We start from the raw sequence: 13973 nt of genomic DNA on the forward strand, positions 1-13973 counted from the left end.
GGCGTGCGTCTTCCGCGTACGCCTCACGTACGCCTCACGCACGCTTCAGGTACGTCTTCCGTGCGTCGCGCGTACACCTTCCGTACGCCTTCCCGGCATTTCCCGATGACTTCCGAACGACTTCCTGACGCTCCCGTACGACTTCCGCACATCTCCGCCTGGGCCGCACGCGCCTTTCGTATGCTTTTCGCATACCTTTCGCCCATGTTCCGCCCGTGTTCCACCCCTGCGGAATTCGCCGCCGGAATCGGGGACTAGGAGCGCGGGTTCTCCAGGAGATCCACCCGCACATCCGCCGGATAGCCGGTCGAATCTCCCGTCCGGCGGGCGAATTCCGTCACACCGCGCAACTGATCCGGGCCGAATCGGAAGTCCAGAGTCGTGAAGTAGCGTTCCAGTACCTTCTCGTCGAAGGTCTCCCAGCGCGCGGCCTGCTCGGCCACCTTGCCGACCTCCTCCAGCGACAGGTCACGGGAGGCCAGGAACGCCTCGTGCACCTGGCGTACGACGGACGGCTCGCGCTCCAGGTAGTCCCGCCGGGTCGCCCAGACCGCGAAGACGAACGGCAGCCCCGTCCAGTCCTTCCACATCTGTCCCAGATCGTGCACCTGGAGACCGAGCAGCGGCGCGTCGTGCAGGTTCGCGCGCAGTGCGGCGTCCCCGATCAGCACCGCGGCGTCCGCCTCCTGCATCATCAGGCCGAGGTCGGGCGGGCACGTGTAGTAGTCGGGAGTGACGCCGATCTTCTCGGCCAGCAGCAGTTGGGCCAGTCGTACGGACGTACGGGAGGTCGAGCCGAGTGCGACCCGGGCTCCGTCCAGCTCCTCCAGGGGCTTCTGCGACACGATCACGCACGACATGACCGGGCCGTCGCAGCCGACCGCCAGGTCGGGGAAGGCGACCAGGTCGTCGGCGGCCCGCAGGAACTCCACGAGGGTGACCGGCGCGATGTCGAGATCGCCGCGCACCAGCTGTTCGCTGAGCTTTTCCGGGGTGTCCTTCGTGAGCTCCAGGTCGAGCAGCGTGCCCGTACGCGCGAGGCCCCAGTACAGGGGCATGCAGTTCAGGAACTGGATGTGGCCCACCCGCGGCCGGCTCCGACGATGGTCGGCTGCGGCTCCTGCGGATGCGTCTCCAACGGTTGAATTGTCCACATGCGGAGGCTAGACCTGGTGTGTGCCGAGCGATGCGGCGGGGCCGCCCGTGGCCCCGCCGCACCGCGGGTAAACGTGATCTTTGGCTCTTCCGCCCCGCAAGCGCCCCGTGCTAGGCTCAGCGCAAGTTGCAGTTTGGTTTCCCTTGCAGTACAGAGCCTGCGGAGCATGTGACGCCGCAGGCTTTTGTAGTTTTCAGACTTCTTGCAGGTTCTGGAGCAGGGCAACCCTTTGGCCCAAGGAGGGCTTATGGCTACCGGAACCGTGAAGTGGTTCAACGCTGAAAAGGGCTTCGGCTTCATCGCCCAGGACGGCGGCGGCCCGGATGTCTTCGTTCACTACTCTGCGATCAACGCCTCTGGCTTCCGCTCCCTGGAAGAGAACCAGCAGGTGAACTTCGACGTCACGCAGGGCCCGAAGGGTCCGCAGGCGGAGAACGTCACGCCGGTCTGAGTTGCCCGGTCCGACCGATCGCGGTCGACTTAGCAGTACCCAAGGAGCCCCGCTCCTTCCCTCCGGGGAAGGGGACGGGGCTCCTGCCTTTGGCGTCCCGCCTTTGCCTCCCGCCTTTGCCCGCCGACTTTGCGCCCCGCCATTGCGCGCTGCCTTTGCGCGCGCCGCCGGTGAAAGCCGCGGGGCGCTTCTTTTTTCGGCCCGGTCGCCCCTCCTGACCTTCCCGCCCCCCACGGCTACCGTGAAGGGTCATGACCGGGCCGACCATCGCGGTGCACCATGTGCGGGCCGTGCTCAGCGGTGCGCGGCGGGCGGGTGTGGACACCGTGCCCTTGTTGCAGGCCGCGCGGATCTCGCCGTTGCTGCTCGGGGACGAGCGGGCGCGGGTCGGCGCGGACCGGTTCGCGCGGCTGGTCAAGGAGGTGCAGCGGGCGACGGACGACGAATTCCTGGGGCTCGGGCCGCTGCCCAGCCGCCGGGGCACGTTCGCGATGATGAGCCTCGCCTGCCTGGGCTGCCCCGACCTCGGTACGGCTCTGGAGCGGGCCGTGCGCTTCTACGGGCTGTTCCCCGGCGGGCCCGACATGGCGGTGACGGTGGAGGGCGGGACGGCCACCGGCCCTGCGACGGGTCCCACGACCGGCCCCGCGACCGGTCCCACCTGCGGCCCCGGCCACACGGCCGCCCGCGCCTCCACTCCCACTCCCACCCCCGCCTCCGCCTCCGCCTCCACCCTCGCCTCCGCCGAGTTCTCCCTCCGCAGCGACCTGCGCCGCTCCCCCGAGGGCGCCTTCCTCGCCGAGTCCGTGATGATCATCTGGCACCGGCTCTCCAGCTGGTTCGTCGGCCGCCACATCCCGCTGCGGCAGGCCCGCTTCGCCCACCCGGCCCCCGCGCACGCCCGCGAGTACGCGCTGCTGTTCGGCTGCGAGGTGCGCTTCGGGGCGCCGCACACCTCGGCGGCCTTCGACGCCCGCTGGCTGGGGGCACCGGTCGTCCGGGACGAGGCGGCGCTGACCGCGATGCTGCGGCGGGCCCCCGCCGACCTGCTGAGCCGCCGGGAGTACGGCACGACCGTCGCCGAACGGGTGCGGCGCACGCTCGCGGCGGCCCTGCGCGCCACGGGTCCGGCCCGGCTGCCGGAAGTGACCGAGGTCGCGGCGCGGCTTGCGGTCAGCCCCGCCACGCTGCGCCGTCGGCTTCAGGAGGAGGGGACCTCGTACCAGCGCCTGAAGGACACGGTGCGGCGGGACGCGGCGATCAGCTCGCTGGTGGCGGGCCGGGAGCCGATCGCCGAGCTGGCGGCGCGGCTCGGCTTCTCCGAGGACACCGCCTTCCACCGTGCGTTCCGGAGGTGGACGGGGACCACGCCGGGCGCGTACCGGCTGCACCCGCCCGCCCGGGGCGCGCTGCCGGGCGCTCCCCCGGGTCAGCAAAGCTGAGCGTCCCGGTCAGCGCCGTACTTACCCGTCGGTCACTACGGTCACCCCAACTGACCCGTCCTCCGGACCGTTGGGAGAGCCGCATGGTGCACACCACCCCCCATGCCCGGCGCGCGCCCCGCGCGCTGCGCACCACCGCCCTCACCGCCGCCACGGCACTCGCCCTCTCGCTCGGCCTGACGAACGCCGCGGCCACCACCGCACAACCCGCGCCGTCCCCGCAGCCGACCCAGGCACACCAGGCACACCAGGCAGACCAGGCGGCCCAGGCACACCAGGCGGCCCCCGCGCGGCCGGGCGACATCGTGAAGTCCTCGCCCACGTCCTTCCACCCGCTGCCGGGCCAGCCGACCCGCACCCGCGCCTGGCACATGGAATACCGCTCGACGACCGCCAAGGGCACCCCGAACGTGGTGTCCGGCACCGTCATCGTCCCGGACGACGGCCGCACCGGGCCGCGCCCGCTGGTCACGTACGCCGTCGGTACGGTCGGCCTCGCCGACATGTGCGCGCCCTCGGCCGGCTTCCCCAAAGGCACCACCGTCGAGGCCAACCTCATCCAGCAGCTCACGGCCCGCGGCTGGGCGGTCGCCGTGACCGACTACGAGGGCCTGGGCACGCCCGGCGAGCACACCTACACCGTCGGCCGCGCCGAGGGGCAGGCCGTCCTGGACGCGGCGCGCGCCGCCCAGCGCCTGCCCGGTGCCGTGCAGGCGGGCGTCACCGAGGACTCCCCGGTCGGGATCATGGGCTATTCGCAGGGCGGCCAGGCGTCGGGCTGGGCGGCCGAGCTGCACGGCACGTACGCGCCCGAGCTGAAGGTCAGGGGCACCGCGGCCGGCGGCGTCCCGGCGGACCTGCTCGGCGTCGCCGACTTCAACAACGGCAACGTGGGCGCGGGCCTGATCCTGATGGCGGCCGTCGGCCAGGACGCCGCCTTCCCCGAACTGGACCTGGCGAAGTACCTCAACGGCAAAGGACGGCACTACGTCGGCTTCATGAAGAAGAACTGCGTGGCGATCGACGCCGTGGCGGGCGCCTTCAAGAGGATCTCCGACGTCACGGTCAAGAACCCCCTGGACGAGGCCGACTGGCAGCGGCGGCTGCGGGAGTCGGACCTCGGTACGCGCAAGCCGGACGCACCGGTCTTCCTGTACCACGGCACGCTCGACGAGCTGATCCCGTACGGCGTCGGCAAGCGGCTGCGCGCCGACTGGTGCGCCAGGGGCACCGACGTGCGGTGGGCCCCGCTCCCGCTGGCCGAGCACGTCATCGGCGCGGTCGCGGGCGCCGTACCGGCCGCCAACTGGCTGGCGGACCGCTTCGCCGGGAAACCGGCGAACGGCAACTGCGGCTGAGGTTGCGGCCAAGGCCAAGACCGGGGCTCACGGCAAGGAACCCCGTGCCACTTCCCCCACAGAGGTGACACGGGGTTCCGGTCTGCCGGGCCGGGCGCACCCGATGTTACCCGGGGGTCAGTTAACGGAACATCAGTACAGCGCGCAACGGGACATCAGGACGACGCACCCGTTCCGTACAACTCCTCCGTCTCCTTGGCGAAGTCGCGGGCGATGGCGGCCCGCTTCAGCTTCAGGGACGGGGTGAGATGACCGGACTCCTCCGTGAAGTCGACCGGCAGCACGGTGAACCGGCGTATCGACTCGGCGCGCGAGACCAGCTGGTTGGCGTCGTCCACGGCGCCCTGGAGATCGGCCAGCAGCGCCTCGTCGTGGACCAGTTCGGCCAGCGGCACCTGCTGCTTCTTCCGCATCTGCCGCCAGTGCGCCAGCCCGTCCGGCTCCAGCGTGACCAGCGCGGTGATGTACGGGCGGTCATCGCCGACGACCATGCACTGGCCGACGAGCGGATGTGCCCGCAGCCGGTCCTCCAGTGGGGCCGGGGCGACGTTCTTGCCGCCGGAGGTGACGATCAGCTCCTTCTTGCGGCCGGTGATGGTCAGGTAGCCGTCCCCGTCCAGAGCACCGATGTCACCGGTCGCCAGCCACCCACCGCGACCGGCCCCGGCCCCACCTCCCGTCTCGTCCAACTCCCCCGCCGCGTAAGCATCTCCGGCCTCGTACGTGTCTCCGGCCTCGTGGAACTCCCCCGCCTCCCTCAACTCTCCCACCTCACGCATCTCCCCGGACGGCAGCGGCCCCTCGGACGCGGCGTCCCAGTAGCCGGTGAAGACCTGCCCGCCGCGCAGCAGCACCTCCCCGTCCTCCGCGATCCGTACGGCGGTGCCGGGCAGCGGCCAGCCCACCGTGCCGATCCGGGGCCTGAGCGGCGGGGTGAGGGTGGCCGCCGCGGTGGTCTCGGTGAGCCCGTACCCCTCGAAGATCTCGACGCCCGCGCCCGCGTAGAAGGCCGCGAGGCGGTGCCCGAGCGGGGAGCCGCCGCAGATCGCGTAGCGGACCCGGCCGCCGAGTGCGGCGCGGATACGGCGGTAGACCAGCGGGTCGTACAGCCGGCGGGCGGCCTTCAGCGCCACGCCGGGACCGCTGCCCTTGCCGTGCTCCTTCGCCTCGACGGCTTCCCCGTAGCGCCGGGCGATCGTGGCGGCGCGGTCGAAGGAGGCGGCCCGGCCCATCTTCTCGGCGGTGGCCCGGCCGGTGTTGTAGACCTTCTCCAGGACGTAGGGGACCGCGAGCAGGAACGTCGGACGGAAGGCGGCCAGGTCGGCGAGGAGGTCCTCGGTGCGGATGCTGGGCGCGTGGCCGAGCCGTACCCGGGCGCGCAGACAGCCGACCGCGACCATCCGGCCGAAGACGTGCGACAGGGGCAGGAAGAGCAGCGTCGAGGCGGGCTCGCTGCTGACCGACCTGAAGACCGGGTGCAGCAGTTCGACGGCGTTGTCCACCTCGGCGAAGAAGTTGCCGTGGGTCAGGACGCAGCCTTTCGGACGGCCGGTGGTACCGGAGGTGTAGACGAGGGTGGCGATGCTGCCGGGGCCGGTGACCGCCCGCCGCTCGGTCACCAGCGCGTCCGGCACCTGCCGCCCGGCCGACACGATCTGCTGCACGGCGCCGGTGTCGAACTGCCACAGGTGGCGCAGCCCGGGGAGCCCGGACCGTACGCCGCTCACCAGCCGGGCCTGTTCGACACTCTCCACGAAACAGGCCACCGCACCCGAGTCCCGCAGGATCCAGTGCGCCTGGTGGGCCGAGGAGGTCGGATACACGGGCACGGTGACCAGCCCGGCCGCCCATGCGGCGAAGTCGACCAGCGTCCACTCGTACGTCGTCCGGGCCATGATCGCCAGCCGGTCGCCCGCCCGCAGTCCGTGGGCGATCAGCCCCTTGGCCACGGCGAGCACTTCGGCGGCGAACTCGGCGGCGCTCACGTCCCGCCACGCGCCCCCGGCCTCCCTGCCCGCCGTCTTGCGCGCAAGCACCACCTCACCGGGCGCTTGCGCGGCGTTGTCGAAGGGAATGTCTCCCAGCGCACCGGTCCGCACCGGCGGCACCAGCGGCGGTACGGACACCTCCCGCACGACCCCGCCCCGCACCCGCGTGCGCGGCTCCACGAGAGCGGGCGCCGGTGGCCCGCCTTGCAGTTGCTGACTGGACACGAGCGGCTCCTCGTCTCACGGTGGGCGTGGCGGCCGGCCGACGGCGCAGCGGCCTGTCTGCCTCGACGAGCTGCCTCGACGAGCTGCCTCAACGAGCCGGTGGAGCAGGCCCGTTCGGCGGCCGTGGAGGGCGCGCGGCCCGCAGGTTCGCGCCCTCGACCAGCACCTGACCCGACAGTAACCTTACTTCCAAGTAAATTTACGCGAGGACCAGGAGTTGGCCAATGCCCGAACACCGTCTTCCTCCCACCGATTCGGCTCCGGCCCCCCTCCTGGTCTCCCGCACGGACCATCCGCCGCGCGCACCGCACCGGCGGGGCGCCTGATGCCGGGCGACGCGCCGGGCGGCGCGAGCACCGGCCTGTCCCGCCCGCCACGGCTCATGCCCGTACTGGCCAAGGGCGTCCTGACCGGGTTCGGCAAGCACCCGCGGCCGGATGCCGAACTGCCGCCCACCCGCCTCGTCCTGCCCGCCGCCCGGATCGGACTGGGCCGGGCCGCCGCCTACGCCCGGGTCTGCGGGTACGAGGCCGCCGCCCCGCTGCCCGTCACCTATCCGCACATCCTCGGATTCCCGCTGGCCGCACGGCTGATGAGCGCGCGGGAGTTCCCGCTGCCGATGCTCGGCCTGGTGCACACCGGCATCGAGATCACCCAGTACACGCCGCTGCACCCCACCGACCTGCTCGAACTGACCGTGTTCGCCGGTGCGTTGCGCCCGCACCGGCGCGGCACCGAGGTCGTCATGACCACCGAGGCGCGCCGCGCGGACGCGCTGGTGTGGCACGACCGGAGCACCTACCTGGCCCGGCACCGGACGGCGGGCAGCGGGGAGCCCCGGCGCTCCGACGCCCTATCACCCGGCCCCCGCGAGCTGCCCGTACGCGCCCGGTGGCGCCTGCCCGCCGACCTCGGCCGCCGCCACGCCGCCGTGTCCGGCGACTACAACCCGATCCACCTCCACGCCCTCACGGCCCGCCCGCTCGGCTTCCCGCGCGCCATCGCGCACGGCATGTGGACCTTCGCGCGCTGCGCGGCCGAGGCGGTGCTGCCGGGTACGCCGACGCTGCGGATATCGGCGGAGTTCCGCGCCCCGGTGCTGCTGCCCGCCACCGTCTCGTACGCGTACGAGACCACGCGCAACGGCGGCGCGTTCCAGCTGCGCGGCGGCCCCGAGGGCCGGTCCCGTATCCACCTGGAGGGGAGGGTGGAGACGGACGTGTGACGCACACGGTTCGGCCCGGGGCGACGCGGCCGCCTCCGGGCCGACGGTGCACCCCTCACCTGCCGCCCGGCGGGGGCCCTCACCCGCCTCCCGGCGGCACACCCCTGCACCCGCCCGCCGCCCGGCGGTGCACCCCCGTCCCCGCCCGCCGCCCGGCGGTTGTGCCCCTCACCCGCCCGGCGACCACCGCTCTCCGCCCATCAGCCGCCCCAGCCCCGCCCATGCGAAGTTCATCAGCGTCGCCGCCGTGTCCTTGGCCGACGGGCGCTCCCCGGAGGGCATCCCGCCGTCGCGCGCGTTGGCCCAGTCGGCCAGCGATTCGGCGGCGCCCACCAGGGCGTGCGCCAGGCCGGACACCTCGCGGGCGGCGGGTTCCCGGTCGCAGCCCGCCTCCTGGGCCGCCGCGCCGATCATCGCCGTGACGAACTCGACGATCTCCGCCCGCATCGCGGCGACTTCGACCGCGAACGGTTCTCCCTGGGTACGGGCCTGCTGGTGCAGCACCGCCCAGCCGTCCGGGTGTTCGGCCGTATGAGCGAAGAATCCTTTCAGCCCGCTCCACAGCTGCCGGTCGGCGGACGCGTCCGGCTCCACCGCGGCCCGTACCGCCTCGGCGAGCGCCGCCGACTCCCGCCGGATCACGGCGCTGAACAGCTCCTCCTTGGAGTTCAGGTACAGATAGACCAGCGGCTTCGACACGCCGGCCACCTCGGCGATCTCGTCCATCGAGGCCGCCCGGTAACCGCGCCGCGCGAAGGTCAGCACGGCCGCGTCCAGCATCTGCTGCTCCCGTACGGCCCGCGGCATTCGCTTGCTCTTCACAGCTCCCACGCCAATTGCCCTTCCGTCCCACCCCTTTACCGCCAAGTAAGTTTACGTTTTCCCGCCTTGTCCGACGCCCCTTGACGTGATCGCCCTCATAACGAGACGATACGACTCGTCTCGACTCGGTCCGGCGGAAGGCCCTCCCCCATGCAGCTGACGCATCAGCAGTTCGTCGAAGCGGGCACCGGCGTGCGCCTGTGGACCGAGCAGCGCGGCGCGGCCGACGCGCCCCCGCTGCTGCTCCTCATGGGTGCGCAGGCGTCCGGCCTGGGCTGGCCGGAGCCGTTCGTGAACGCGCTCGCCGTCCACCACCGGGTCATCCGTTACGACCACCGCGACACCGGCCGCTCCACCTGGTCCTTCGACCAGCGGCCGTACCGCGTCACGGACCTGGCGCAGGATGCCGTCCGCGTCCTCGACGGCCTCGGGGTCGAGCGGGCGCACCTGGTGGGGATGTCGCTCGGCGGGATGCTGACGCAGCTCGCCCTCGCCGACCACCCCGGCCGGGTACTGAGCGCCAGCCTGCTGGGCACCTCGGCGCTGAGCGCCACCCCGTACACCCGCCCGGACGGCACGCGGGTCCCCGCCACCGGGCTGCCCGGCATCGCGCCGGAGCTGCTGGAGCTGTGGGCCCGCCCCGTCGAGGACCACGGCCTGGAGGCCGAACTCGACCGCCGCGTGGAGCACTGGCGGGCACTGAGCGGCACCCGGCTCCCCTTCGACGCCGGTCACTTCCGCCGCCTGGAACGCCGGATCATCGAGCACACCGGCCGGTACGACGTCTCCACCGCGCACGGCCGCGCCGACGACTCGGGCATGCTGCGCACCGAAGCCCTGGCCGCCGTCCGGGTCCCCGTCCTCGTCATCAGCGCCCCCGCCGAACCGGTCTTCCCGCCACCGCATCCGCACCACCTCGCCCAGGTCATCGGGGGCGCCCGCCTGGTGGAGATCCCGGGCATGGGCCACGCCCTGCCGCCCGAAGTGCAGGGGCCGCTGGCGGCGGCGATTCTCGCGCATACGGGGGAGGCGGGCTGAGCGGAGGGCGCGTACAGACGCAGGCGCACGCGAAACGCCGGACGGGCTGGGACATCCCAGTCCGTCCGGCGTTCAGGTCACCGCGGTCGGGCGGCGCGGGCCGGAGCCGGTGCTACGCCCCGGCGGGCGCCGGGACCGACACCTTCTGCTCGGGCTGCTCGGGCTCGCCCGCCGCACCGTCCTCCAGCTCCACACCGGCGGCACGGGCGTACGCGTCGCGGTCCAGGATCTTCTCCTTGGCCGAGACCAGGATCGGCACGACGACCTGGCCGGCGACGTTCGTGGCCGTCCGCATCATGTCCAGGATCGGGTCGATGGCCATCAGCAGGCCGACGCCCTCCAGCGGGAGGCCGAGCGTGGACAGGGTCAGGGTCAGCATGACGGTGGCGCCCGTCAGGCCCGCGGTGGCCGCCGAGCCGATGACCGAGACGAAGGCGATCAGGACGTAGTCGCCGATGCCCAGGTCGACGTCGAAGATCTGCGCGATGAAGATCGCGGCGAGCGCCGGGTAGATCGAGGCGCAGCCGTCCATCTTGGTCGTCGACCCGAAGGGCACCGCGAAGGACGCGTACTCCTTCGGGACGCCCAGGCGCTCGGTGACCTTCTGGGTCAGCGGCATGGTGCCGACCGAGGAGCGGGAGACGAACGCCAGCTGGATGGCGGGCCAGGCGCCCTTGAAGAACTGCAGCGGGTTGACCTTGGCGAAGACCGACAGCAGCAGCGGGTAGACGCCGAACAGGACGATCGCGCAGCCGACGTAGATGTCGACGGTGAAGGTCGCGTACTTGCTGATCAGGTCCCAGCCGTAGTCCGCGATGGCGTAGCCGATCAGGCCGAGCGAGCCGATCGGGGCGAGGCGGATGACCCACCACAGGGCCTTCTGGAGCAGCTCCAGCGCGGAGCGGCTCAGGCGCAGCACCGGCTCGGCGCGGTCGCCCAGCTTCAGGGCGGCGATGCCGGCCACCGTCGCCATGAAGACGATCTGCATGACCTTCAGCTCGGTGAACGGCGTGATGACGTCCTTGGGGACGATGCCGGTCAGGAAGTCGATCCAGGAGCCGGCGTGCTCGGGGAGCTTGCCGTCCTTGGGCGTCAGCCCGGTGCCCGCGCCGGGGTTGCTGATCAGGCCGATCGCCATGCCGATGGCGACCGCGATCAGCGAGGTGACCATGAACCACAGCAGGGTGCGGGTGGCCAGCCGGGCGGCGTTGTTGACCTGCCGCAGGTTGGTGATCGAGACCAGGATGGCGAAGAAGACCAGCGGTGCCACGGCCAGCTTGAGGAGCTGGACGAAGAGGTCGCCGATGGTGTCGAGGGTGGTCTTCAGCCAGGAGACGTCACCGCTCTTGGCGATCCAGCCGAGCAGCACACCGAGGACGAGGCCGAGCAGGATCTGGGCCCAGAACGGGACCTTGGGTATGCGGCGGGAGGATCTGGCGGTCTCGGTGGACCGCGAGGTCTCGGAAGACGTGGTGGACAACGGACACACTCCGTGGACAGACAGGCGTCGGGAAGGAAACGGCGGACAGCGCCAGGAGAAAGGAGGTCCGTATCGATCCGTACGGGATCTCCGGCCGCTGCGGTGACAGGAAGGTCAGCGGCGGCAACAGGCCGCGGACATGCAGCGGCAAAGATCGACGTGCAGGCGCGCCACGAGCGGGACGCCCGTGGACATGTGGTGCGCTGCTGCTGTCTTCATGTCGAACACGTTAACACTTGAACTTTGGGGAACCCAAAGAAATTCTTTGGGCAGGAGGGGCGGGAGGCGGCTGTGATGCCTGGTGGAACGCGTGATGCCCCGTCGCGGAGGGGTTCTCCGCTACGGGGCATCCGTCGGCTGTGAGGCGGCTTACAGCGCCGCGGGGCGCAGGGCCGCGGGGCGCGGGCGCGGGGCCGTCGGGTGGCGGCCGCCGTGACCGGGCTACAGGAGGCCGTCCTCCTGGCGGGCGCTGGCCGAGATACGGGCCTTCTGCCGGTCCACCTTCGCCACGATCTGCTCGGACATCGCGTCCCGCTGCTTGCGCAGCAGCACGAAGCTCAGCGGCGCGGAGATCACGACGGAGAGCAGCAGCAGCCATACGGCGTTGGCGCTGCCCACGCCGAGGGGAATGATGTGGAAGTACGCCAGCACCCAGACCAGCGCGAAGCACACGACGAAGATCCCCAGGCGCAGGGCGGTGTAGCGGAGCGTGGCGAACTTCTGGCTACTCACGGGCGGACCTTCTTCACGACGACTACCGAAAGGGTCTGCGTCCAGTCAAGCACAGCCCGATTCGTGATCTTTTCGGGCCCCTGCCATGAACGGAACACACCGCGCCGGAACCCCCCGTCCGGGCACCGGCCCCCGTCCGGCCACCGGCACGCGTCCGGCCACGGCTCCCGCCTCGCCCGGCCACGGCTCCCGCCACATCCGGCGGCCACAGCTCCCGCCCGTCCCGCTACAGCACCCGCCACATCGTGATGTCGTCCCGGTGGTCGTCGTCGGCCAGCTTGATCGCCGACGGCACCCGGCCGACCTCCCGGTAGCCGCAGGAGCCGTAGAAGTGCTCGACGCCGATGCCGCCGCGGCAGGTGAGCCGGATGCTCTCGATGCCGTCGGTCGCGCGGGCGGCCTCGTCGACGGCCGCCATCAGCGCGCGGCCCGCGCCCTGCCCCTGGAGGCAGGGGTGCACCATCACGGTGTAGACCCACAGCCAGTGCTTCATCAGGCGGTGCTGGTTGAGGTGGAGGAACGCGGTCGCCAGCACCCGGTCGCGTCCGTCGCGGCCCACGATCAGCCGGGCGCGCCCCTCCGACATCGCCACCAGGTGGGCGAGCAGGTCGGGGCGTACGTCCTCGGCCGTCACCGGCGGCACACAACCGACGGCACCCCCCGCGTTGGACACTTCGGCCCACAGCGTCCGGATGCCGTCGGTGAGTTCGGGGGTGACGGCGGGGTCCAGGTCGAAGCGCAGATCCATGGTGCGGACCCTATGCGCCCCGGGTAACACCCGCCTCGGGTGTCACACCCGCATCGGCTGCGGTGCCTCGCGGCGCTCCGCGTCCGGGCCCGGGTACTCCCGGATGGTCTCGTAGCGGGTGTTGCGCTCGACCGGCCGGAAGCCCGCGTCGCGGATCAGGTCCAGCAGGTCGTCGCGGGTGAGCTTGTTCGGCGTGCCGTAGTTGTCCGCGTCGTGCGTGATCTTGTACTCGACGACCGAGCCGTCCATGTCGTCGGCGCCGTGCTGGAGCGCGAGCTGCGCGGTCTGCACGCCGTGCATGACCCAGAAGACCTTCACGTGCGGCACGTTGTCGAACAGCAGCCGGGAGACGGCGAAGGTCTTCAGCGCCTCGGCCCCGGTCGCCATCGTGGTGCGCGCCTGGAGCTTGTTGCGGACCTTGCCGTCCTTCATGTCCACGAAGTCGTGCTGGTAGCGCAGCGGGATGAAGACCTGGAAGCCGCCCGTCTCGTCCTGCAGCTCGCGCAGGCGCAGCACGTGGTCGACGCGGTGCCGGGGCTCCTCGATGTGCCCGTACAGCATCGTCGCCGGGGTCTTCAGACCCTTCTCGTGCGCCAGGCGGTGGATGCGCGACCAGTCCTCCCAGTGGGTGTCGTGGTCGACGATGTGCTGGCGCACCTCCCAGTCGAAGATCTCCGCGCCGCCGCCGGTCAGCGACTCCAGACCGGAGTCGATCAGCTCGTCGAGGATCTCGGAGGCGGGCAGCCCGGAGATCTTCTCGAAGTGGTGGATCTCGGTGGCGGTGAACGCCTTGAGGGAGACCGTGTCGGGCAGCGCCTCCTTGAGGGCGCTGAGCGAGCGCGGGTAGTAGCGCCACGGCAGGGTCGGGTGCAGGCCGTTGACGATGTGCAGCTCGGTGAGGTTGTCGCCCTCCATCGCCTTGGCGAGGCGGACGGCCTCCTCGATGCGCATCGTGTACGCGTCCTTCTCGCCGGGCTTGCGCTGGAAGGAGCAGTACGCGCACGAGGCGGTGCACACGTTGGTCATGTTGAGGTGACGGTTGACGTTGAAGTGCACGACGTCGCCGTTCTTGCGCGTGCGCACCTCGTGGGCGAGTCCGCCCAGCCACGCCAGGTCGTCGCTCTCGTAGAGGGCGATGCCGTCCTCGCGGGTCAGCCGCTCCCCGGACCGGACCTTGTCCTCCAGCTCGCGCTTGAGACCCACATCCATGGATGCAGTCATCCGGCCGCCTCCCATATCTCTGCCAAAATCGGGCTTCACCGAGCGTACTCCCCCGTATTCCGGCCCGGCCGGGCCCCCATGCCTGTA

At 71.6% G+C, this 13973-nt stretch carries 12 protein-coding genes; 5 read left to right on the forward strand and 7 right to left on the reverse strand.

Annotation, left to right across the window (positions count from 1 at the left end; translation table 11 throughout):
• Positions 1 to 254 precede the first annotated feature (254 nt).
• Complete coding sequence (locus tag A6A06_RS40220) at positions 255 to 1154, reverse strand: menaquinone biosynthetic enzyme MqnA/MqnD family protein (protein ID WP_073769113.1); 900 nt, start codon at positions 1152 to 1154, stop codon at positions 255 to 257.
• Between the two features lie 249 nt (positions 1155 to 1403).
• On the opposite strand from A6A06_RS40220, the gene A6A06_RS40225 reads away from it, so the two are divergent.
• The 3 genes from A6A06_RS40225 (at position 1404) to A6A06_RS40235 (ending at position 4407) form a co-directional block, all read left to right on the forward strand.
• A complete protein-coding gene (locus tag A6A06_RS40225; protein WP_003984261.1) occupies positions 1404 to 1607 on the forward strand; it encodes a cold-shock protein in 204 nt (67 codons plus the stop codon).
• 251 nt (positions 1608 to 1858) lie between these two features.
• Positions 1859 to 3049, forward strand: coding sequence for an AraC family transcriptional regulator (locus A6A06_RS40230; protein WP_073769115.1), 1191 nt, complete (start codon positions 1859 to 1861; stop codon positions 3047 to 3049).
• 83 nt (positions 3050 to 3132) lie between these two features.
• Positions 3133 to 4407 carry a lipase family protein gene (locus A6A06_RS40235; RefSeq protein WP_073769117.1) on the forward strand — a complete coding sequence of 425 codons (1275 nt, stop codon included), beginning with the start codon at positions 3133 to 3135 and terminating at the stop codon, positions 4405 to 4407.
• Positions 4408 to 4562: 155 nt separating this feature from the next.
• Here A6A06_RS40235 and A6A06_RS40240 read toward each other — a convergent pair whose 3' ends face one another.
• Positions 4563 to 6620: an AMP-dependent synthetase/ligase gene (locus A6A06_RS40240; RefSeq protein ID WP_073769119.1), complete on the reverse strand. Its 2058-nt coding sequence runs from the start codon at positions 6618 to 6620 to the stop codon at positions 4563 to 4565.
• Positions 6621 to 6945: 325 nt separating this feature from the next.
• Here A6A06_RS40240 and A6A06_RS40245 point away from each other — a divergent pair, with 325 nt between their 5' ends.
• Positions 6946 to 7845 carry a MaoC family dehydratase gene (locus A6A06_RS40245; protein WP_073769121.1) on the forward strand — a complete coding sequence of 300 codons (900 nt, stop codon included), beginning with the start codon at positions 6946 to 6948 and terminating at the stop codon, positions 7843 to 7845.
• A 168-nt stretch (positions 7846 to 8013) separates the two neighbouring features.
• Here A6A06_RS40245 and A6A06_RS40250 read toward each other — a convergent pair whose 3' ends face one another.
• On the reverse strand, positions 8014 to 8676 hold the full coding sequence (locus tag A6A06_RS40250) for a TetR/AcrR family transcriptional regulator (protein WP_073769123.1): 663 nt from the start codon (positions 8674 to 8676) through the stop codon (positions 8014 to 8016).
• 141 nt (positions 8677 to 8817) lie between these two features.
• On the opposite strand from A6A06_RS40250, the gene A6A06_RS40255 reads away from it, so the two are divergent.
• Entirely contained in the window at positions 8818 to 9705 is an 888-nt protein-coding gene (locus tag A6A06_RS40255) for an alpha/beta fold hydrolase (protein WP_073769125.1), read from the forward strand.
• A gap of 112 nt (positions 9706 to 9817) precedes the next feature.
• Here A6A06_RS40255 and A6A06_RS40260 read toward each other — a convergent pair whose 3' ends face one another.
• The 4 genes from A6A06_RS40260 to mqnE all read right to left on the reverse strand — a co-directional run bounded on the left by A6A06_RS40260 (position 9818) and on the right by mqnE (position 13874).
• The gene (locus A6A06_RS40260) at positions 9818 to 11185 is read right to left on the reverse strand and encodes a dicarboxylate/amino acid:cation symporter (protein WP_073769127.1); all 1368 of its coding nucleotides are present in this window, start codon (positions 11183 to 11185) and stop codon (positions 9818 to 9820) included.
• 441 nt (positions 11186 to 11626) lie between these two features.
• Positions 11627 to 11917 (reverse strand): DUF4229 domain-containing protein, encoded by a 291-nt coding sequence (locus tag A6A06_RS40265; RefSeq protein ID WP_073769129.1) that lies wholly within the window; start codon positions 11915 to 11917, stop codon positions 11627 to 11629.
• 226 nt (positions 11918 to 12143) lie between these two features.
• Positions 12144 to 12665 (reverse strand): GNAT family N-acetyltransferase, encoded by a 522-nt coding sequence (locus tag A6A06_RS40270; protein WP_073769131.1) that lies wholly within the window; start codon positions 12663 to 12665, stop codon positions 12144 to 12146.
• Positions 12666 to 12707: 42 nt separating this feature from the next.
• Complete coding sequence (mqnE, locus tag A6A06_RS40275; RefSeq protein ID WP_073769133.1) at positions 12708 to 13874, reverse strand: aminofutalosine synthase MqnE; 1167 nt, start codon at positions 13872 to 13874, stop codon at positions 12708 to 12710.
• Between the last annotated feature and the right edge of the window lie 99 nt (positions 13875 to 13973).

This window comes from Streptomyces sp. CB02923, from assembly GCF_001905005.1.
GTDB lineage: Bacteria > Actinomycetota > Actinomycetes > Streptomycetales > Streptomycetaceae > Streptomyces.